The 20,866-nt window shown below is 59.6% G+C and carries 16 protein-coding genes; 5 read left to right on the top strand and 11 right to left on the bottom strand.

Going from position 1 to position 20,866, the window contains the following annotated elements; genetic code table 11:
• Positions 1 to 18: 18 nt before the first annotated feature.
• Positions 19 to 981 (top strand): CobW family GTP-binding protein, encoded by a 963-nt coding sequence (locus FJD34_RS16125; protein ID WP_090293230.1) that lies wholly within the window; start codon positions 19 to 21, stop codon positions 979 to 981.
• Here FJD34_RS16125 and FJD34_RS16120 read toward each other — a convergent pair.
• Positions 975 to 1,367: a DUF3301 domain-containing protein gene (locus tag FJD34_RS16120; protein WP_032856673.1), complete on the bottom strand. Its 393-nt coding sequence runs from the start codon at positions 1,365 to 1,367 to the stop codon at positions 975 to 977. The genes FJD34_RS16125 and FJD34_RS16120 overlap by 7 nt on opposite strands.
• 116 nt (positions 1,368 to 1,483) lie before the next feature.
• On the opposite strand from FJD34_RS16120, the gene pdxY reads away from it, so the two are divergent.
• A complete protein-coding gene (pdxY, locus tag FJD34_RS16115) occupies positions 1,484 to 2,356 on the top strand; it encodes a pyridoxal kinase PdxY (protein ID WP_032856675.1) in 873 nt (290 codons plus the stop codon).
• 130 nt (positions 2,357 to 2,486) lie between these two features.
• Here the strand turns inward: pdxY and FJD34_RS16110 are convergent, their stop codons facing one another.
• On the bottom strand, positions 2,487 to 2,972 hold the full coding sequence (locus FJD34_RS16110; RefSeq protein WP_032856676.1) for an acyl-CoA thioesterase: 486 nt from the start codon (positions 2,970 to 2,972) through the stop codon (positions 2,487 to 2,489).
• A gap of 292 nt (positions 2,973 to 3,264) precedes the next feature.
• On the opposite strand from FJD34_RS16110, the gene FJD34_RS16105 reads away from it, so the two are divergent.
• A complete protein-coding gene (locus FJD34_RS16105) occupies positions 3,265 to 5,028 on the top strand; it encodes a cation:proton antiporter (protein WP_032856677.1) in 1,764 nt (587 codons plus the stop codon).
• Here the strand turns inward: FJD34_RS16105 and FJD34_RS16100 are convergent, their stop codons facing one another.
• The 9 genes from FJD34_RS16100 to uvrD form a co-directional block, all read right to left on the bottom strand.
• Positions 5,029 to 5,436 carry an SMI1/KNR4 family protein gene (locus FJD34_RS16100; RefSeq protein WP_029290059.1) on the bottom strand — a complete coding sequence of 136 codons (408 nt, stop codon included), beginning with the start codon at positions 5,434 to 5,436 and terminating at the stop codon, positions 5,029 to 5,031.
• A 99-nt stretch (positions 5,437 to 5,535) separates the two neighbouring features.
• Positions 5,536 to 7,035, bottom strand: a complete 1,500-nt coding sequence (locus tag FJD34_RS16095; protein WP_090292504.1) for a surface lipoprotein assembly modifier — start codon at positions 7,033 to 7,035, stop codon at positions 5,536 to 5,538.
• Between the two features lie 93 nt (positions 7,036 to 7,128).
• Positions 7,129 to 7,887, bottom strand: coding sequence for a Slam-dependent surface lipoprotein (locus FJD34_RS16090; protein WP_032856681.1), 759 nt, complete (start codon positions 7,885 to 7,887; stop codon positions 7,129 to 7,131).
• A gap of 128 nt (positions 7,888 to 8,015) precedes the next feature.
• Positions 8,016 to 8,369, bottom strand: a complete 354-nt coding sequence (locus tag FJD34_RS16085; RefSeq protein ID WP_090292502.1) for a hypothetical protein — start codon at positions 8,367 to 8,369, stop codon at positions 8,016 to 8,018.
• A 37-nt stretch (positions 8,370 to 8,406) separates the two neighbouring features.
• Complete coding sequence (locus FJD34_RS16080) at positions 8,407 to 11,520, bottom strand: TonB-dependent receptor domain-containing protein (protein WP_032856684.1); 3,114 nt, start codon at positions 11,518 to 11,520, stop codon at positions 8,407 to 8,409.
• Positions 11,521 to 11,641: 121 nt separating this feature from the next.
• Positions 11,642 to 12,622 carry a FecR family protein gene (locus FJD34_RS16075; protein ID WP_223232689.1) on the bottom strand — a complete coding sequence of 327 codons (981 nt, stop codon included), beginning with the start codon at positions 12,620 to 12,622 and terminating at the stop codon, positions 11,642 to 11,644.
• 43 nt (positions 12,623 to 12,665) lie between these two features.
• The gene (locus FJD34_RS16070; RefSeq protein ID WP_032856686.1) at positions 12,666 to 13,163 is read right to left on the bottom strand and encodes an RNA polymerase sigma factor; all 498 of its coding nucleotides are present in this window, start codon (positions 13,161 to 13,163) and stop codon (positions 12,666 to 12,668) included.
• Positions 13,164 to 13,349: 186 nt separating this feature from the next.
• Positions 13,350 to 14,222, bottom strand: a complete 873-nt coding sequence (locus tag FJD34_RS16065; RefSeq protein ID WP_032856687.1) for a Tim44 domain-containing protein — start codon at positions 14,220 to 14,222, stop codon at positions 13,350 to 13,352.
• A gap of 244 nt (positions 14,223 to 14,466) precedes the next feature.
• Entirely contained in the window at positions 14,467 to 16,650 is a 2,184-nt protein-coding gene (uvrD, locus tag FJD34_RS16060) for a DNA helicase II (RefSeq protein WP_090292500.1), read from the bottom strand.
• 279 nt (positions 16,651 to 16,929) lie between these two features.
• Here uvrD and FJD34_RS16055 point away from each other — a divergent pair, with 279 nt between their 5' ends.
• Together FJD34_RS16055 and hexR are read left to right on the top strand one after the other, a co-directional pair.
• Positions 16,930 to 19,803, top strand: a complete 2,874-nt coding sequence (locus FJD34_RS16055; protein ID WP_090292498.1) for a GGDEF domain-containing phosphodiesterase — start codon at positions 16,930 to 16,932, stop codon at positions 19,801 to 19,803.
• Positions 19,804 to 19,965: 162 nt separating this feature from the next.
• Positions 19,966 to 20,832, top strand: coding sequence for a transcriptional regulator HexR (gene hexR / locus FJD34_RS16050; RefSeq protein ID WP_029290040.1), 867 nt, complete (start codon positions 19,966 to 19,968; stop codon positions 20,830 to 20,832).
• Positions 20,833 to 20,866 lie beyond the last annotated feature (34 nt).

Below are 20,866 nucleotides of genomic sequence, written 5' to 3'. Positions count from 1 at the left end.
GTCAGAATAATGTCCAGCATGCTGCAAAATATTCCCACTCATGTGATTGCCGGGCCTTTGGGCGCCGGCAAGACCAGCCTGATCAAGCACCTGCTCGCCCAGCGCCCGCCCCACGAACGCTGGGCAGTGTTGATCAATGAGTTCGGGCAGATTGGCCTGGATGCCGCGCTGCTGACCCTGGATGACGATGGTATTGCCTTGGGCGAAGTGGCTGGTGGCTGCTTGTGTTGTGTGAATGGCGCACCGTTCCAGGTAGGCCTGGGTCGTTTGTTGCGTAAGGCCAAGCCCGACCGGTTGTTTATCGAGCCCTCGGGGCTTGGCCATCCGGCGCAATTGCTCCAGCAGTTGCGCCAGGCGCCCTGGCACACCGTGCTGGCCGTCCAGCCTTGTGTGCTGGTACTCGACGCCCAGGCGCTGGCGGCGGGCAGGTCATTGCCCGAGGCCCAGCGTGAGGCGCTGGTCAGTGCCGGGTTGCTGGTGCTGAACAAGGATGAAGGGCTGGACGCCGTACAGCGCGGCGAGATTGAAAGGGCGCTGCCGGCTTGCGAGGTTTTCTGGACCCGACAGGCGCAACTGCCATTGGCCCGGCTGCCGGGGCTCGATGCTCAGGCGGGGGCGGTTGTGGATAACTTCGAAACACCCAAGGGGCTGGGGCAGATCCCGGCTGTCTGGAGCGATCCGTGCGTGCCGATTTGCCTGCATCAGGCCCAGGCAGGTGCGTGGAGCATCGGTTGGCGCTGGCATCCGAGCCAGCAGTTCGACACCTGCAAGGTCCGGCAATGGCTGGAAAGTTTGGACTGGCAGCGCGCCAAACTGGTTATCCACAGTGTCGGTGGCTGGGTCTCGGCCAACGCTGTGGATAACACCACGCTCACCTGGCAGCCCAGCGAATGGCGGCGGGACTCACGTATCGAGCTGATTTTCAGCGAGGAACAGGACGTGGCCATGCTGCAAGCAGCCTTGGCCAATTGCCGTCAGTGACGGGTCTTGCTGTGCTCCTGGCGCCACTGGCTCAGTTCAATCACTTCGGCAGTGGGCGGCGGCGTCTTTATTTCAAACGGATAGGGCGCCAGTTCGATCTGCGCACTGTGGGCACCAAACTGGGTGATGGTACCGGGATGGCGTGCTTCGCCGGTCACGGTGAACTCAAAGTTGTAGACCCGCGCCAAACGCCGACGGCCGTTGGCGTCCTTGACGAAACCGATGCGTTTCAAGGCCACGGCGCCGTCGAGCAGCTCGATGTCGAGCTTGGCGCAATGCTGCTTGACCCTCTCCAGCGCGCGCTCGCGCAGGCCGTGGTTGTGCCACACCCAAGCGGCAGCCGCCGCCAGCAGCATCAGCACAAAGATATTTCCCAGGGTCAGCATGCGATTTGCTCCAACAAAGTAAGGCCAGCTTAACTGTGTCTCCGGTCTGTCGTACAGGCTGCTTTTAGTCGCATACTGCGCGGCCAGAATTTAACGGTTTTACGGAAATCCCCTGCATGAAACGTACGCCTCATCTGCTTGCGATCCAGTCCCATGTGGTCTTCGGCCATGCCGGCAACAGCGCCGCCGTGTTTCCCATGCAGCGGGTGGGGGTGAATGTCTGGCCGCTCAACACCGTGCAGTTCTCCAACCATACCCAGTATGGCCAGTGGGCGGGAGAAGTGTTGGCGCCGCAGCAAATTCCTGCGTTGGTAGAAGGGATCGCGGCGATTGGCGAGCTGGGTAACTGCGACGCGGTGCTGTCTGGCTACCTGGGCAGCGCCGCCCAGGGCCGGGCGATCCTGACCGGTGTGGCGCGGATCAAGGCAATCAACCCCAAGGCGCTGTACCTGTGCGACCCGGTGATGGGCCACCCGGAAAAAGGCTGCATCGTGCCGCAGGAAGTCAGTGATTTTTTGCTGGACGAAGCCGTCGCCATGGCCGATTTCCTGTGCCCCAACCAACTGGAACTGGACAGCTTCTCGGGGCGCAAGCCGCAGTCGCTGTTCGATTGCCTGGGCATGGCGCGAGCGCTGCTGGCGCGCGGGCCCAAAGCGGTGCTGGTCAAGCACCTGGACTATCCGGGCAAGCTGGCGGACGGTTTCGAGATGTTGTTGGTGACTGCCGAGGGCAGTTGGCACCTGCGCCGGCCGCTGCTGGCATTCCCGCGCCAGCCGGTGGGCGTGGGCGACTTGACCTCAGGTTTGTTCCTGGCGCGGGTGCTGCTGGGCGACAGCCTGCTGGCGGCCTTCGAGTTCACTGCGGCGGCTGTGCATGAAGTGCTGCTGGAAACCCAGGCGTGCGCCAGTTACGAGTTGGAGTTGGTACGAGCCCAGGACCGCATCGCCCACCCGCGCGTGCGCTTCGAAGCCACGCCGATCAGCCTGTAACACCACCAACCCTAATGTGGGAGCGGGCTTGCTCGCGAATGCGGTGGGTCAGTCAGCACCTGTATTGACTGATTCACCATATTCGCGAGCAAGCCCGCTCCCACATTTCGATTGGGTTTACAGTTTGGGATCAGAGGGCGTCGGCCTTGATTTCCTGGTAGCGCTTCTCCAGCTCCTGGCGAACCTGGCGACGCTGCTTGCCCTGGATAAACCGGCGCTTGTCTTCACTGTTCTGTGGCTGCAACGCGGGCACGGCGGCCGGTTTGCGGTCGTCGTCGACAGCGACCATGGTAAAAAAGCAGCTGTTGGTATGGCGTACCGAGCGCTCGCGGATGTTCTCGGTGACGACCTTGATCCCCACTTCCATCGACGTGTTGCCGGTGTAGTTGACCGACGCGAGGAACGTCACCAACTCGCCGACATGGATCGGCTCGCGAAAAATCACCTGGTCCACCGACAGTGTGACTACGTAGCGGCCGGCATAACGGCTGGCGCAGGCGTAGGCCACTTCGTCGAGGTACTTGAGCAGGGTGCCGCCGTGGACATTGCCTGAGAAGTTGGCCATGTCAGGGGTCATCAATACCGTCATCGACAGCTGGGCGTTTCCGGGTTCCATAGCACACTCACGGTTGTAGGCATTGGTTGGGGGGCACCTCTGCGGATGCTGGAATCATTACAGCGCCATCCCTTACGGGACGCCGGGATGGGGCTTGCCGTCACGCCGGGAGCGATCTGTTTCCATATATTGCACCGGCTTTCTGCCGGAAGTCGCGGTGTTACCCTTCAAAAGCCTATTTCAAGGGCATTTCTTACGATTAAGGCAGACTTTTCCTTCCGCACATTACGAGCCGTTGTGGTGGCTGCGTGGAACTTGGGAAAGTGCCAGTACCCTCAAGGAGCCCCTCGCCATGCACGCCATCAGCTTTATCCAGGACTTGGCCGTGATCATGCTCGTGGCAGGGGTGGTGACCATCCTGTTCCATCGCCTCAAGCAGCCAGTGGTCCTGGGGTACATCGTCGCTGGCTTCATCATCGGCCCGCACACTCCGCCATTCGGGCTGATCCACGACGAAGACACGATCAAGACCCTGGCCGAGCTGGGGGTGATCTTCCTGATGTTCTGCCTGGGCCTGGAGTTCAGCCTGCGCAAGCTGTTCAAGGTGGGCGCCACGGCGTTTATCGCAGCCTTCCTCGAAATCATCCTGATGATCTGGATTGGCTACGAAATTGGCCAATGGTTCGATTGGAACACCATGGACTCGCTGTTCCTCGGCGCGATCCTGGCGATTTCCTCGACCACCATCATCGTCAAGGCGCTCAACGACCTGAAGATGAAAAACCAGCGCTTTGCCCAACTGATCTTTGGCGTGCTGATCGTCGAAGACATCCTGGGTATCGGCATCATTGCCTTGCTGTCGAGCATCGCCGTCAGCGGTACAGTCAGCTCCGGCGAAGTGTTTTCCACCGTCGGCAAGCTCTCGCTGTTCATGATTGTGGCGCTGGTGATCGGCATTTTGCTGGTGCCGCGGCTGCTGGCCTACGTGGCCAAATTCGAAAGCAACGAGATGCTGCTGATTACCGTCCTGGGCCTGTGTTTCGGGTTTTGCCTGTTGGTGGTCAAGCTCGAATACAGCATGGTGCTGGGGGCCTTCCTGATCGGCGCGATCATGGCCGAATCCCGGCAGTTGCTGAAAATCGAGCGTCTGATCGAGCCGGTTCGCGACATGTTCAGTGCGATTTTCTTTGTCGCCATCGGCTTGATGATCGACCCGCAGATCCTGCTGCAATACGCCTGGCCGATCGCGGTGATTACCGTGGCGGTGGTGCTGGGCAAGATGTTGTCCTGTGGCCTTGGCGCGTTTATCGCTGGTAACGACGGCCGCACCTCGTTGCGGGTAGGGATGGGGCTGTCACAGATTGGCGAGTTTTCTTTCATCATTGCGGCGCTGGGGATGACGTTGCAGGTCACCAGCGACTTTCTCTACCCGGTGGCGGTGGCGGTTTCTGCGATTACTACGCTGCTGACGCCGTACCTGATTCGTGGTGCCGATCCTCTGTCGTTGAAGATTGCAGCGGTGATGCCGCAGCGCCTGAGCCGGGTGTTTGGCCTGTATGGCGAATGGCTGCGCAGCATTCAACCCCAGGGCGAAGGCGCAATGCTGGCGTCGATGATCCGCAAGATCATCCTGCAGGTGGGGGTGAACCTGGCGCTGGTGGTCGCAATTTTCTTTACCGGCAGTTTCTTCGCGGCGCGTATAGGCGGGTATCTGCAAGGCTGGATCAGTGATCCGAGCTGGCAAAAGGCATTGATCTGGGGCGGCGCATTGTTGTTGTCGCTGCCATTCTTGATTGCCGCGTATCGCAAGCTCAAGGCGCTGTCGATGCTGCTGGCGGAGATGAGCGTGAAGCCGGAAATGGCCGGGCGCCATACCCAGCGTGTGCGACGGGTGATTGCCGAGTTGATCCCGATCCTTTCGCTGCTGGTGATTTTCCTGCTATTGGCAGCCTTGTCGGCCAGTATTTTGCCGACCAACAAGTTGCTGGTGTTGATTGCGGTGGTGACCGCCGCAGTCGCAGCGGTGCTCTGGCGCTGGTTTATCCGCATACATACGCGCATGCAGGTGGCCTTGCTGGAAACCCTGGATAACCACAAGGACACCCACGAACACTGATCAGCTTTCCAGCCAGACGTCCCGCGCCCAGTGCCACACCGATTCCCAGGACTCTTCGGTGACCAGCTCTTCTTCGCCGGACCACAGCACGACCGTGCCGTCTTCCTCGACGCAGTAGTAATCGTCACCGTCCTGGCAGATCGGGATCAGCTCGCGAGGCACGCCGATATCCCAGGCATTGGCTGCGACTTCCGGCAGATAGGTGTGGGACTGTGGGTCGGTGATGGTCACCGGCTCCAGGCTGCCATACACCACATCGCTGACGGTCAGCAGGAATTCCTTGAACACAAACGGGATGTTGATAAACAGCTGTTCTTCGACTTCCACCAACTGGTCTTCGTCGGGCAGTTCCAGAGGAACCGGTACCGGTTCGTTGGCTTCACGCAATTGTTCGATAACTTCTTCCACGGCCGGGATCCTCATGCTAGATGGCGCGGTTTATAGGGGCGTTTTATACAGTAGCTCGCTATAAGTGCAACCGCGAAATAGAAAACCCGGTGAAGACGGTTAAAACTGCTTTTCCAGCTTTAGGCTGATGCTGTTTTTGTCGTAGGAATAAAGCCAGTCGACATTGCTTACGACCTTGTTGTACTTGACTGTCAGACTGGGCACCACATCCATCACCGCCAGGCGTGGGGCGCGCAGGATAAACGTGTAGCCTTGTTCATCGTCGCTGCGTCGGTCATCAACAATCGCGCTGTAGGCATCGTATTGGCGCTTGCGGTATGACGCGAACAGCACGGCGCTGACACCCACCTCGAAATCCTTGGCGACGCCCAGCCGCACACCTTTTTGCAGGTAAGCCTGGGTACGGTCCTGGGCGTTGCGCTGGCTCAGGTCCACGCCGCCGAACAGCGTCCAGCGCTGGGGCAGTGCCTGCCATAGGGTGGCGTAGACCGAACTGATGCCGCCGTCGAGGTTGGTATTGAGGTCGTGCTTGTAGGCCATGTCCTTGTATTCGCCTTCGAGCTTGAACATGCGCGTGGCCGATAACGTGTGGATCCATTCGCCCCGCAGCCCCCAGGCGCTGTACATGGCGTTGTCGGCAATGGTGTTGAACTCATACGACGGCCCGAAGGAGTACTGGTTCTTGGCATCGTGGTAGCTGTAGCCGGCATTGTTGATCACTGTGCCTTCGTTGTACTTGCTCTCTTTTTCATACGCCTGGCCGTACAACAGCGAGCGCATGAATACCCCGTGATGGCCGCTGAGGGCGATGCGTTTGTTGAGCGTGGCCTCGTAATCCGCGCCGTGGGCAGACACGGCCTTGGGCAGCGAGCGTTGGACCAGAATGGTTTCTTCGGCAGTGACGTAGCGATACGTCACCGTGCTTTCGGGTGACTGATTGAGGTTTTTGCCCCAGGTCGGGCCGATGGCGAAGGAGCCTTGCCAGTCTTCACGGTGATCCAGGGCCTGCTTGAAACTGTCGACGGTCTTGCCCAGGCCCATGGCCTGCGCGTCGGCGGGGCTGAGGCCGCTGCTGATCTGCTGGAATACGGCGTTGGACTCGCCATCCTTGCGGTTCTCGAACAGCACCCGCGCCAGCTCCAGGCGGCCGGGCAGGAAGTCGGACTGTATCGCCAGCAACTGCCGGTAATAATCTTCGGCCTGTTCCAGATCGCCATCGGCGCGGGCCAGGCCGCCCTTGGCATAGGCGGTGAGCATCGGGTCGTGGCCGGGCAGGGCGGTGTAGCGTTTGAGATAGTCCCTGGCCTGTGGCCAGTTCTGGCGCGAGAGGGACACGTACACCGCACGGCCCAACTCATCCAGGTTGTTGCCGACGGTGTAGTCCTGGCCATCGATGTTCAACAGTGGCGCGGCGCCGTCGCTGGGCAGTTCATCCTTGAGCAACTCGCGCTCTTGCTGGTTGGCGCGGTACTCGATGATCTGGTTCAGGCGCAGGCTGGTGTCCTGGTCGGCAGCAAATACCGCGGGGGCCATGAACAGCAGCAGGGAAAAGGGTAAAGCGTGGAGCGCAGGGGATCGTTTGCAGTAGGGCTGGGGCATTACTGGGCTCTCGGGATCGCTTCAAAACGCCAAAAACAAGTGCCTGGGGGCAGGCACTTGCTTGGGTGGTGCTACAACAGGTTCAACCGGCGATTACTTGGCGACGCCACCGAAGGCGGTGTCGTAGTTGCGATCGGAGAACTTGGCGATACCGGCCAGCGACGCGGTAGAGCCTGCGCCGAAGAAGCTGCCTTGCGAGGTGCCCGACGAAAGCAGTGCGTTGGTTGCGGTATTACGCGCTTGGGCAGTACCGGCGAAGCCTGCGGTGGCGGTGTCGATGGCGGCGGTGACTTGAACTTTCAGCGCGCTGTTGCTCAGCGAGCCGGTCAAGGTGGGTGCAGCGTTGCCGAACGAGGCGGTCAGGTCGCCGGACAGCACGTTAGCCCCGGAGTAGTTGTTGATGCCCTGTACGGCATAGGTCACGTTGGCTGTTGGCAGTACGCGGCCGGCGGTGTCGCCGGAGTAGTACACGACGCGAGTCGGGTCGTTGTTGGTGCCGTTTTGCGACCATTCGCCGTAGTACACCTGCTGGTTGGCGACTTGTTTGAAGTCGAAGTTGCCCAGGGCGGCGTGGGAGGCTGGCATCATGGCGGGGGTAATAGTGGTGACCCCATTGCCATCGGTGGCAACCATACCTTTCAAGCCACTGAACGGTACTTTTGCACCGCCGTAGAAGGCCACGACGCCAACAGCTGGCACCCCTGGGGAGCTAGGGTGGTTAGGCGACGAAGCGCCAGTACCGCCAACGACAATGGCACCGGTGTAACTTTGACCGGAAGCAGAATCTGCCTGGGCAACCCCAGTCAGACCAAGAAGAGCGATTGCCAGTACTGTGTAGTTTAAAGTTTTCATTTCATGATCCATTGAGTGATTTAAATTAAGTCAACACGTCAAGCAGTTGCCGATTGCTTCTTCAGCCTCCCATGGCTCACCTCGCAAGTTTAAAGTTGTGGAAAAACGATTCAGATAAGAAGTGGCTGTTACTTAACAACCCCACCGAACGCCGTGTCGTAATCACGATTCGCGAACTTGGCGATACCGGCCAGCGAGGCGTTCGCAGGCGGCGGCAAGTAGGCCAGGCTGTAAACGCCGCTGCTATCAGGGCGTGCATAGCCTTTTAGTGCATTGAAGGCGAGCGTTATACCGCTATGGAAGTTGGTAAGTTTCAGACCCGGTTGGCCTGGCACACTGGGATACTCGGGTAATCCAGAGTTATACGTGGAGCCTGCAACGAAATAATTAATGTAGCTTTGCCCTGAGGCGTTCCCCGCTTGAACGATACCAGCCAGACTAAAGGCGGTAAGAGCCAAAAAGGCACGGGTGATGACTTTCATTTTATCGCTCCTTGAATTCGATGAATGTTTTGAAACTTCAAAAGTTTGTGGTAAATGCAAGCTTCAGGGTTCGACCGGGAGCGGGCATTGCGGAACGCGTCAGGGGATCGATGTAGTAGAGGTTACTCAAGTTAGTACCGGTCAACTCAAGGGAGGCATCATCGGTCAGCTTGTAGTTGACGTAGGCGTCATAAGTGACAATGTCGTCCCACGACATGGGCGTATTGATGTAGTAACTGACCATGGCGCTGTTTGCATAGTTGCTATAGAACTTACTTTGGTGTTGGCGGTAATAAATCGCGCGTCCGCCCACTTCCAGCTTTCGATCAAAGAATCGCGCACCCAGGCCTAGGTTGGCTGACCACTCCGGCTGCGACATGCTCACCAGATAACCGCCTACAAAACCATCATCCACGCAATTGGGGGTACTGCCGTCGTAGCTGATCAACATCGCCGAAGTCTCGTCACAGACTTTGTTTTTCAATACATGGGCAAGGCTTACATCGGTGAAAAAACGCCCGCTGTCGTAGCGCCCTTGAAACTCGACGCCGGAGGTGGTTTGTTTTTCCAGGTTACTAAAGCGCAGTTCGGGGCTGCGTTCGATCACGTTCTTGATAGTGTTGTGGTAATAGGTCAGCTTGATATCCGCATGTTCACTGCCACCCCAGCCGGCGAGGTTATGGATGTAGGCGGCTTCGTAGTTGTAGGCGTGTTCGGGCTCAAGTCCCCAAGGGTTGGTCGATGACGAGAAGCCTATAGTGCTTTCAAACATGCTCGGGTAACGGATGGCCTCACTGTAGCGAAGGTAGACTCGGCCATTTTCCGAGGTGTAGAACGTGGCAGATAAGTTTGGCGCCCAGCCGCTGTCTTTCTGGTGTTTGGCCTTGATATCTTTTTGCTCATAGATTTCGCCCACCGATGCAGTGCACTGGATCATATTTTCTCCAGCAGCACCGTTGATACACGGATTGTTATCGCGCGAATAACGACCTTTGCCATCATGTTCCCAGTTCACCGTATGCTCGGTGTTTTGGACGCGCGGCGTATTGTTTTTAATAAGTTCTGTTAATTCCTGACGATCTGATTCAGGGGTGTCAAACATGTCCCAGAAGATTTTTTCGAAGGCAATTTTCCGGTCAATATCGGTTTGCCACTCAGTGTCTGTCAGGGTTTTTTGAGTGGTATAAGTGACTTTTCGCCCGGTTTCTACGGGTTTTGACGTTATGCCGGTCTTGTCTTGTTCACTTTTCAAATAGTCATCAAACGCCCAGTAAGATGAATAACGCATTCCGGCGTTGAATCGGGCAAAGCTGACAGGGCGCCAATCGAAGTTGAAGTTGTATTCCTTTTCCTCACGGCGCCCGGCCCGGGGGTACATGCGCAAGGTATCGCTGATGATGGGATCGTAGTAGTTGTCGTTCGACCCCAGTTTTTCATGTTGATAACTGCCGCCAAGAGTCAGGTCGAGGCTGTCGAGCAACTTGAATTTGTTGCTCGCAATCAAGCCGGTGCGGTCGTGCTGGGCATTGGCCAGTGCGGTGTTCCTGTACACCGGGTCGTCTATGGTGCTGGCATTGGGGACACCACCGCTGCTGTAGGTATCACTGCGGGTGTTGGTTGCCCACAGGTTGGAATAGAAATCTACCCACGGGTTATCTTCGGGCTTGAGGTTGTATTCCAGGTTATAGGCTTTGCTTTGTACATGGCTCAAGGGCCACTGCGGCACGCCGTAGGTGGCTGCGTCATATCGGTCCTGGGGCCTGAAGAACGAGATGCGCGATGGCATGATTTCGCCATATAGCGCATCCGTGTCGCGGTAGCCGAACTCCAGGGATTGGCCTTCATCGATCTTGAGTTTGGCCTTGGCCAACCAAGACTCCATCTTGCTGGAGGTATTGGGCACTTCATCGCCTGGCTTGTAGATATTGGCCAGGTTGGGGATGTAATCAAATTGGCCGTTGATCTGCTTACCGGTCGCGTAAAAGTCGCTTTTGTTCTTGCCAGCGTAGTGGTTGCCCTTTTCCCGGAAGGCGTAGGCAGCGAGCAGTTCGAATTTTTCCTGGCGCGTGCCCAGGGCCAGGCGATAGGCAGAGTCGTCACTGGACAACAGGTTGTTGCTACTGCTTGTGCGCGGGTGTTTGTACAGCGATGGATCGTAGTACGAGTGGACGGGATAATAGATATGGTCAGGGCTGGGCATCTGCCCGGTCATCAGCGTTGGCAGCTTGGGTGAAACCGAATTGTTGCTGCCTTCCATCTTGAGTTCGCCACCGAACTCCTGGTCTTGCTTGAGAATGTCATCGACGTTAAGGGTGCTGGCTACCACCGCACCACCGACGCCGCTATAGACGTTGCGCTCCAGGTTCGGGCCTTTGAGCACCTTGATGCTGCCGATCAGGTTGGGGTCGATGTAGTTGCGGTTGTTGGCGCCCATATAGCCGCGATACACCGTCAGTGCCTGCTCGGTGCCGTCGATGGTCAGCGGCACGCGCCCCGGGCCCTGGATGCCGCGGATGTTCGGGTCCAGCGCGCCGCTGTTACGCGAATCGCCGCTGTAGACGTTAAGCATGCCCTTGAACATATCGGCGGGGGCTGCGCCTTTGTAGCGCTCGATCTGCTCCTTGCCGGCATAGACCGTGGAGATGTCCTGGTCGTAGACGTCGTTGTAGCCTTTTTCATCGCGCGACTGTTTGCCCTCCATGCCAAGCACGTAGGTGGGATGCAGGTCGCCAGGCAGGATGCCGGCCGAGTTCGGCCCGGGCTGCACCTGGATGATCGGGCGGTCGGACGGGCCGCTGAGGCTGTAGGTGACACCTTGATTGGCCAGCAATGTTTGCAGCGCTGCGTCCAGGGACAGGCGACCCTTGACCGGGTTGCCGTAGCTGTTGGTGAAGTCGTTGCTGCCCAGGTACAGCTCGACACCGGCCTGGCGCGCCAGCAGCACCAGGGCTTGATCCAGGGCCAGGGTCGGCACATCGAAATTGTGCACATCAGTGGCCGGGGCGTGTGTTGCACTGACGGCCGGGGCTGCCAGTACCGGGCTGATAGTCGTGGCATCGGCGACCAGCGCAATGACGGCCAACTGAATCCCCAGGCTCAGTCGGGTACGTTTTGTTGCCTGGCGCTTTTTGTTGTTCTCGTGCGTCTGCAAAACCGGCCTCACTAAAGTAAATAAGATTTATTCACATGTAGTAGAAACGGCTCAGCTGCAAAAACGCGATAGATCGTTATGATCTATGAATATGATTTTTTATTTGATTTTTTAAGATCGATCAGTAGATCAGTGTCAGCCCAGGCAGCTCGACAATACGCCCATGAACTTGCGCCACCAGGTGCTTGAGCGCCTCGTCGAGGTTATCCAGGCGCATCACTGCACTGATTTTGACGTTGCGCAGTGCCTCACCTTTGACCAGTACCAGCCCAGGTCGATAGCGGTTGATGCGGGCTGCGGCGTCGGCCAGGGATTCACGCTGGAATACCAGTCGTCCTTCCTGCCAACTGGCCAGCTCCTCAGGGCTGGTGTTCAGTGGTACAAGCCCAGATTTTGGGCTGAAGCGCAGGCTGTTGCCCTGTTCAAGCAATGCCGAGCCGGCGGCCTCATCGCGCCCGTGATCGGTCAGATTGACCTCGACCCGGTGCTGCAATACGCCTACCCAGCCTTCGCGATCCTTGCCGATACCCACCAGATAGCGGGTGCCGCGTGCCGTGATATCGGCGCCGGGTGCCTGGACGGTGAAGGGGCGTCGCTCCTGTTCATTCATCGGCGCAGGTGTGAACACGGCTTCGCCCTGGCTCAAGCGCACACGCCGGGTCTGATCGTCGTAGGCCAGGTTGAGAATACTGTGGCTACCCAACTGCACCTGGCTGCCGTCGGCCAGGGTGATCTGGCGCACTTCGCCAAAACCGGTGTGGTAGTCGCTGGTCAGGGCTTGTGCCCAAAAGGGCGGCGCCAGCAGCATCCAGCAGCCGAGGGCGAAGGCCGTCGCCGCGCCTCCACTGATGATTGGCATGCGTAGCCAGGCCGAGCGCGGCGGGCGCTGGGGTTTTACATAACCGGGGCGTTGCTTGAGCGATGCCGTGGCCTGCCAGGCACGATTGGCGCGCTCAACGGCAGCCGCGTGCAATGGGTCGGCAGCCAGCCAACGCGCAAAAGCCTCAAGTTCACGTGCCGAAAGCTGTCCTTGGCGATGGCGCATCACCCAGTCGGCAGCTTTGCGCTCTACCGGGTCGATAGTCTGTGGGGAGGCGTTCACGGTTCGGTCTATTTACCTTTTGGCTCTTTGTCATACACAAGGCTCAGCCCTCTTGGTCTGGCTCTAGCGCCCGGCCAATCCTGGCCAGGGCCATTGCCATGTGTTTTTGTACAGAGCTTGTGGATATCCGTAAATAGCGCGCGGTCTCTTTGTGCGTCATGCCCTCGACGCGACAGAGCATAAATACGTCGCGGGTACGGGCAGGCATGCGTTCAAGCAGGCTTTCCAGGTGCTCCAGTTCGAGTGCGCCGAGTGCCTGTTCTTCAGGGCAACTGGTTTCATCGACCAGGGTGGCGAAAAAGGCCGTGGAGTCGTTTTCGTAGCGCTTTTCACCAAAGCGCCGGTGATGGTCGATCATCAGGTTGTGCGCTACCCGAAACAGATAGGACGGCGCGCAGAGCACGCGCTCCAGGCTCTCCAGCTGGGCGATGCGCAAAAATGTGTCCTGCACCAGGTCCGAGGCCAGGCTGGGGGAGCACTTCTTGCGCAACAGATATCGATGCAACGCAGGGGCGTGTTGAGTGAACAGTTTTTCCAGCACGGCGGCACTTTCCTATGCACGGGCAGAACCGGGGGAGGGCGAGTATAATGAGAGTCGTTCTCATTAATCCAGTAAAACTCCTCACTGAGTTTTCCACAGGCAAAAAAACACCCCGGTGGTGCAGGCTCTTTGGAGCACTGCACTCGACCGGGGTGTTTGTTACAGCAGGCTATGCGCCTTTGCGGATCAGCCGTTCTGGCGGATACCGGCTACCAGCCAAGGCTGGTTTTCGCCTTGCGGACGTTCCATGTTCCAGCTTTCGCTGAACACTTCGCCCTGGTCGAAGCGCGAGGTCTTCGACACACCGCTGAAGGTCAGGGTGGCGATGGTCTTGTCGGCGCGGTCATCCACACCTTCCAGTTGCACGCGCAGGTCGTCGATGTAGGTCGACTGGAAAGCGTCGCCCAACTCGGCACGTTCGCGCTTGAGGAACTCCAGCAGTTGCGGGGTCACGAACTCGGCGATCTTGTCCATTTCGTTGGCGTCCCAGTGTTGCTGCAGGGACTGGAAGTGGTTGCGGGCCGCTTCGACGAAACGCTCTTCGTTGAACCAGGCTGGCGCATTGATCACCGGACGCGCAGCCGCAGGTGCCGCCGAGCCGCCGAAGATCGAACCCATGGCCGGCTTTTGCTCGAACACTTCACGCTGCATTGGCGCGCCAGCTGGAGCCAGGTGCTCCTGTTGCTTGCGACGACGGGCGGCGATAAAGCGGAAGATCACAAAGGCGATGACGGCCATGATCAGGATGTCGAAGATCTGCATGCCCTGGAAGCCGCCGCCCATGAACATGGAAGCAAGCAGGCCACCGGCAGCGATACCGGCCAGAGGGCCCAACCAGCGCGAAGCACCGCCGGCCTTGGCAGCAGCGCCCGCGGCACCGGCTGCACCTGCGGTGGCAGCCGCTCCACCCATGCCGCCAGCGGCTGGGGCCATTTGGCTGGTCTGGTGGCTCGGCGCTGCGCCGGAGCTTTTACCGCCACCGAAGCGTTTGGCGTTGGCGTCGAGGCTCATCGTCAGGCCGATGCACAACGCCATGGCGATGCTAAGAAAACGTTTCATAAAGGGAATTCCCATTTGTGGATTGCACGCGCGCCATGTTGCACAGGTGTACTGACAGTGGCTAGCGACATAATGTTTCGGGCTTTTGCGTAAGGCCTAATCCGAATGCTCTGTAGGGTGTATCCGTGCCCTGTGTAGGAGCGAGCTTGCTCGCGAAAAACTCCAAGACACCACGCTCATCCAGGATACCCGCGTGATCGTTGACGATCTTCGCGAGCAAGCTCGCTCCTACGCAGGGCAGGCTTTAGACCGCTTCGAGCTTGGCGTAGCCCATCATCAGCCACTTGCTGCCTTCGGCGAAGTTCACCTGCACCCGGGCCTGGGCCCCGGCGCCTTCGAAGTTGAGGATCACACCCTCGCCAAAGATCGCATGCTTGACCAACTGGCCCAGGCTGAACGGGGTTTCGGGAATTTCCGCACCGGCAAACATGTTGCTGGAATTCTGCTGCTGGCCACCGCCAAACGGCCGGCTGACGCTATTGGACAAGCGCACTTCCTGAATCAGCCCTTTCGGCACTTCTCGTACGAAGCGCGACACCTTGTTGTAGGTCTCGCTGCCATACAGGCGACGCGTCTCGGCGTAGGTCATCACCAGGTTCTGCATGGCTCGGGTGATGCCCACGTAGGCCAGGCGGCGTTCCTCCTCAAGGCGGCCGGGCTCTTCCAGGCTCATCTTGTGCGGGAACAGGCCTTCTTCCATGCCCACCAGGAACACGTAGGGGAATTCCAGGCCCTTGGCACTGTGCAGCGTCATCAATTGCACGCTGTCTTCGTGCTCGTCGGCCTGGGTATCGCCGGCTTCCAGCGATGCGTGGCCGAGGAACGCCGCCAATGGCGACAGGTCGGCATCTTCCTCGCTGTTCTCGAAAGCCCGGGCGGCGCTGACCAGTTCCTCAAGGTTTTCTACCCGGGCCTGGCCTTTCTCGCCTTTTTCCGCTTCGTGGTAAGCGATCAGGCCGGACTGTTCGATCACGGTCTGGGTCATCAGGTGCAGCGGCATTTCCAGGCACTTGGCGGCGAGGTTGTCGATCAACTCGACAAACCCACCCAACGCCCCGGCAGCGCGACCTGTCAGGCCTTTATTGACGATCAGCAGGCGCATGGCCTCCCACATCGACACATCGCTGTGACGCGCGTGTTCGCGGATCGCCTCGACGGTTTTCTCGCCAATACCCCGCGCCGGTACGTTGATCACCCGCTCCAGCGCCGCATCGTTGCCGCGACCTTCCAGCAGGCGCAGGTAGGCCATGGCGTTTTTGATTTCCGCACGTTCGAAGAAGCGCTGGCCGCCATAGATGCGGTACGGGATACGTTCGCGCAGCAAGGCTTCTTCCAGCACCCGCGATTGGGCGTTGGAGCGATACAGAATGGCGATGTCGCTGCGGGCCAGCCCGGTTTTCAGGGCGCTTTCAATGGTTTCCACCACGTAGCGCGCTTCGTCGTGTTCGTTGAAGGCTGCGTAGAGGTTGATCGCCTCGCCTTCGCCGCCGTCGGTCCACAGTTCCTTGCCCAGGCGCCCGGTGTTATTGGCGATCAAGGCGTTGGCGGCCTTGAGGATCCCGGCGGTGGAGCGATAGTTCTGCTCCAGGCGAATGGTCTCGGCGTCCGGGAAGTCGTCGGAATACTGGTAGATGTTCTCGATTTTCGCGCCGCGCCAGCCGTAGATCGACTGGTCGTCGTCGCCCACCACCATCAAGCTGTCGCCGCCCTTGGCCAGCAGGCGCAACCAGGCGTACTGCACGGCGTTGGTGTCCTGGAACTCGTCCACCAGAATGTGCCGGAAGCGCTTCTGGTAATGCGCCAGCAAACCGGGGTTGTCGCGCCACAGGTCGAGGGCCCGCAGCAGCAATTCGGAGAAGTCGATGACGCCGGCACGCTGGCAGGCCACTTCGTAGGCTTCATAAATGCTGCGCATGGTGGCCAGGAACAGGTCACCGCTGGCCTGGATATGTTGCGGGCGCAGGCCTTCGTCTTTCTGGCCGTTGATGAACCACTGGGCCTGGCGCACCGGCCAGCGTTGTTCATCCAGGCCCAGCTCGCGGATCACCCGCTTGACCAGGCGTTGCTGGTCATCGCTGTCAAGAATCTGGAAGCTCTGGGCCAGGCCTGCTTCCTGCCAGTGGGCCCGCAACAAGCGGTGCGCCAGGCCGTGGAAGGTGCCGACCCACATGCCGGCCGGGCTGATGCCCATCAACTGCTCGATGCGGTGGCGCATCTCGGCAGCGGCCTTGTTGGTGAAGGTCACCGACAGGATGGAATGCGGGGACGCGTTCTCGACCTGGATCAACCAGGCGATACGGTGCACCAGCACTCGGGTTTTACCGGAGCCAGCACCGGCCAGGACCAACTGACGACCAACGGGGGCTGCTACGGCCTGGCGTTGGGCATCGTTGAGGGAGTTCAGCAAAAGGGAGAGATCATCGCGCATCGGCGCATTCTAGGGTGCCGGGGGAAGGGGGGCAAATCCCAATGCCGGGTGGTCGGCACAAAAAACCGCCGGTGATCTTCAATCGGCAAATAATCGCGTCGCCGTGATGACTGGTAAGTCATCGCCTGCAGCCCGCGTCCCGTCTTGTTCAGCCCCTCTGGGCCAAAGGTTTGCGCGGGTTTATTCGCAGAATTTTATGATCCAGAGCAGTTTGGTCTGCCGGCCTGCTTGTGTATGCTCCGTCGACGTTTCGGGCTCACCATTATAAGAACACTGCCTATGACCCTCAGCACTGACCTGCCTGGCCCTTCTGTCGCGCCGGCTCAGGTTATCCGCAAGCACTACGCCATGGAGATGGCGGTCGAGCGCACGCGTCTGTTGTACCAAGGTTCGTTGCTGCCCACTTTATTAATGTTGATCAACGGTCTGGTCTGCGCCTGGTTGCTCTGGAGCCCGCCGCGCTATGTACTGGTCGGTGGTTGGCTGGTGTGGTTGCTGGCGCTGGTGGCGATGCGGGTGATCCAGGTGGCGGCCTTCGACAGCGCCCTGCCCAGCCGGCAGGCACAGCCGATCTGGCGACGGATGTTCATGTTGGGCTCGGCGGCCAGCGGCCTGACCCTGGCGAGCGCAGCCATTGCCCTGGTGCCCTTGGACAGTTTCGTACAGCAGGCCTGGATCTTTGGCCTGATTGGCGTGGCGACGCTATCGGCCAGCGTGGCCTACGCCGTGAGTGTGCCGGCCTTTTTGTCGTTTGCCTTGCCCTGCCTGGTGCCCACCATCCTCTATCTATTCTTCAGCGGCGAACCGCGATTGCAGGGCTGGAGTTACCTGGGCCTGATTCTGCTGGCGTCCCTGAGTCTGGTGGCGTGGCAGGTCAACCGCCTGATCCAGCGCGGTTTGCTACGGCGTTTCCAGAACCAGGCCTTGATCGAACACCTGCAACAGGCCCGTCAGCGCAGTGAGCAGTTGAATCAGGAACTGGTGCGCGAGGTCGAGCAGCGGCGCCAGGTCGAACAGGAACTGCGCGAGGCCCAGGTCAGCCTGCAACATCGCGTCGAACAACGCGGCCAGCAACTGGACGCCGCCAGCCTGGCCCTGAGCAAAAGCGAGGCGCGCCTGGCCATGGCGTTGCAGGCCAGTGAACTGGGCTTGTGGGACTGGAACCTGCAAACCGATGAGGTCCATCACACCCAGCTCAAGGAATTGTTTGGCCTGGAGCCGGAGTACGTCACGGCGATGCTGCGCGACCTCAAGCCCCGCCTGCACCCGGACGATTTGCCGCTGCTCAAGCGCGCGCTGGTGGAGCATTTGACGGGGCGCAGCGAGGACTATCAAGTGGAGTACCGCGTGCGCCATGGCGATGGGCGCTGGGTGTGGATCGAGGACCGTGGGCGCGCTGTGGAGCGTACCGCCAGCGGACGCGTGACGCGCATGCTCGGTACCCGGCGCGATATCAGCGCCGGCAAGGCGGTGGAAGAACAGCTGCGACTGGCGTCGACGGTATTTGAGGCGGCCAGCGAAGGCATTGTGATCCTGGACCCGGAGTACGTGCTGATTGCGGTCAATCAGGCCTTCAGCCGCGTCACCGGCTTTGATATCGACGATATGCTCGGGCGCAATGTCGTGGAGCTGCCGTGCAGCCGCGATGCGCGCCGACACTTCCCGGTGATTCGCCAGGCCTTGTTGAGTCACGGCAGTTGGCAGGGTGAGTTGGTGGAGGCGCGCAAGAACGGCGAGCTTTATCCACAATGGCTGCAATTGAGCGTGGTGCGTGATGTTCGGGGAAATGTCAGCCATATCGTCGGCTTCTTCGCTGATCTGTCGGCACGCCGCGAATCCGAGGAGCGCATGCGCTACCTCACCCATTACGACGAGCTGACGGGCCTGGCCAACCGTTCGCTGTTTCGTGAGCGCCTGCGTGAAGCCCATCAACGGGTACGCCAGGGTGGCCGCAGCCTGGCGTTGCTGCATATCAACCTGGACCGTTTCAAGCTGCTCAATGACAGCCTGGGTCATGAAGTCGCCGACCAGTTGCTGCAAAAAATGGCCCGGCGCCTGATCAATGCATTACCGGAAGCCGACACCATTGCGCGGCTGTCCGGCGACGAATTCGCGGTGCTGTTCGATGCTTATGGCAGCCTGTCGAGTCTGGCGCGGGTCGCCACCCGGCTGCTGGCCAAGCTGCGGGTGCCGATGACGGTGGATGGGCATGAGTTGGTGGTCAGCGCCTCAATCGGGGTCAGCCTGTTACCCGATAACGCGCGGGAAATTTCCGCACTGGTCAGCCAGTCGAACATGGCCATGCAACACGCCAAGCACCTGGGCGGCAATAACTTCCAGTTCTACACCGACAGCCTGCAAGCCAGCACCCTTGAGCGCCTGCAGTTGGAAAATCAACTGCGCAAAGCCATTGATGAGCGCCAACTGAAGGTGTTCTACCAACCCAAGTTGTGCCTGGCCACCGGCAAGATGAACGCCGCCGAGGCGCTGGTGCGTTGGGACCACCCGCAATGGGGCAGCGTGCCGCCCGGTGATTTTATCGGGCTGGCGGAAGAGACCGGGTTGATTGTCCCGTTGGGTGAATTCGTGCTGCGCCAGGCCTGCTGGCAGGCGTGCGAGTGGCAGCGCCAGGGCCTGGCGCCGATCCGGGTGTCGGTCAACCTGTCGGTGCATCAGTTGCGCCAAGGCAAGCTGGTGAGCCTGGTGCGCCAGGTCTTGGACGAAACCGGGCTGGCGCCGCAATACCTGGAACTGGAACTGACTGAAAGCCAGTTGCTCGACAGCGTCGAGCACATCATCGCCACCTTCCAGCAATTGCGCGATCTGGGGGTGAAGTTGGCCATTGATGACTTTGGCACCGGCTATTCGTCCCTCAGTTACCTCAAGCGCATCCCTGTGGATTACGTGAAGATCGACCAGACCTTTATTCGTGGCCTGGGCCAAGGGCGTGAAGACCTGGCGATTACCCGGGCAATCATCGCCATGGCCCACGGGTTGGCGCTCAAGGTGGTGGCCGAGGGTGTGGAGGACCAGCAGCAGATGGATTTCCTGCGGGCCGAACACTGCGATGAAGTGCAGGGCTACTTGATCAGTCGACCCATCGAGGCCGAAGGCTTGGCGGATTTGTTACGAAAAAATGCGCTTTTTCCCTAGCCGGAACGCGTGCGCACCCGCAGCTACAAAGCATTTGCCCGCTGATTCAGGGGGCAGCAGGGCGATTTAGTGATGCATCGAACGGGCAAATCAACAATTCTTGTAGTATAACTACAAGCTTGCTACATCCCTGGCGTCTGCCAATAACAAGAGTCCAGCCCTTTGAACCTGTTGCAACATATCGCCCAGTCGCGCCACCTGTTACGCAAATCGGAACTCAAGGTTGCCGATCACGTGCTGCTTGACCCTGCGGCCGTGATGCACAGTTCCATGGCTGACCTGGCCCACAGCGTGGGGATCAGCGAGCCGACCATCGTGCGCTTCTGCCGCGCCATCGGTTGTTCGGGGTTCCAGGACTTGAAGCTGAAGCTGGCCCAGAGCCTGGCGGCCGGCGCCAGCTTCGGCCAGTTCGCCATTCATGAAGACGACTCCGTCGCCGACTACAGCCTGAAAATTTTCGACACCACCCTGCACACCCTGATGGAGGTGCGGGAGAAGCTCGACCCGATCGAGCTGCAAAAAGCCGTGACTGCCATGTCCCAGGCCCAGCGCGTGGAGTTCTATGGCTTTGGTGCGTCCGGCGCGGTGGCGGCGGATGCCCAGCACAAGTTCTTTCGCTTGCTGCTGACGGCGGCGGCCTACAGCGACCCGCACATGCAGGCGATGTCGGCGGTAACGTTGAAGCCCACCGATGTGGCGATCTGCATTTCCCAGTCCGGCCGTTCCAAGGACTTGCTGATCACCGCCAACCTGGTGCGTGAAAGCGGCGCCTCGCTGATCACCTTGTGCCCGAGCCAGACACCGTTGGCGGAACTGTCCACCGTCAACCTGGCGATCGATGTACACGAAGACACCGAGATCTACACCCCGCTGACCTCGCGTATCGCCCACCTGGTCGTGATCGACGTGCTGGCAATGGGCGTGGCGATGGCGCGCGGGCCGAGCCTGGTCAACCACCTCAAGAGCGTCAAGCGCAGTTTGCGCAGCCTGCGGTTGTCGCCCAAGTCCGTCAAAGCCCTCGACGACTAAGAGTCGTACACCGATCAAAAATGTGGGAGCAAGC

The organism is Pseudomonas brenneri (genome assembly GCF_007858285.1).
GTDB classification, from domain to species: domain Bacteria; phylum Pseudomonadota; class Gammaproteobacteria; order Pseudomonadales; family Pseudomonadaceae; genus Aquipseudomonas; species Aquipseudomonas brenneri.
This window is presented reverse-complemented; position numbering and strand designations above follow the sequence as displayed.

Bases quoted from the DNA above. Each gene is read 5' to 3' on its own strand.
- FJD34_RS16105 (WP_032856677.1), top strand. From the start codon at position 3,265: ATGCACGCCATCAGCTTTATCCAGGACTTGGCCGTGATCATGCTCGTG.
- FJD34_RS16065 (WP_032856687.1), bottom strand. From the start codon at position 14,222: ATGAAACGTTTTCTTAGCATCGCCATGGCGTTGTGCATCGGCCTGACG.
- FJD34_RS16085 (WP_090292502.1), bottom strand. From the start codon at position 8,369: ATGAAAGTCATCACCCGTGCCTTTTTGGCTCTTACCGCCTTTAGTCTG.
- FJD34_RS16095 (WP_090292504.1), bottom strand. From the start codon at position 7,035: ATGCCCCAGCCCTACTGCAAACGATCCCCTGCGCTCCACGCTTTACCC.
- FJD34_RS16090 (WP_032856681.1), bottom strand. From the start codon at position 7,887: ATGAAAACTTTAAACTACACAGTACTGGCAATCGCTCTTCTTGGTCTG.
- FJD34_RS16120 (WP_032856673.1), bottom strand. From the start codon at position 1,367: ATGCTGACCCTGGGAAATATCTTTGTGCTGATGCTGCTGGCGGCGGCT.
- uvrD (WP_090292500.1), bottom strand. From the start codon at position 16,650: ATGCGCGATGATCTCTCCCTTTTGCTGAACTCCCTCAACGATGCCCAA.
- FJD34_RS16110 (WP_032856676.1), bottom strand. From the start codon at position 2,972: ATGGAACCCGGAAACGCCCAGCTGTCGATGACGGTATTGATGACCCCT.
- FJD34_RS16055 (WP_090292498.1), top strand. From the start codon at position 16,930: ATGACCCTCAGCACTGACCTGCCTGGCCCTTCTGTCGCGCCGGCTCAG.
- FJD34_RS16125 (WP_090293230.1), top strand. From the start codon at position 19: ATGCTGCAAAATATTCCCACTCATGTGATTGCCGGGCCTTTGGGCGCC.
- pdxY (WP_032856675.1), top strand. From the start codon at position 1,484: ATGAAACGTACGCCTCATCTGCTTGCGATCCAGTCCCATGTGGTCTTC.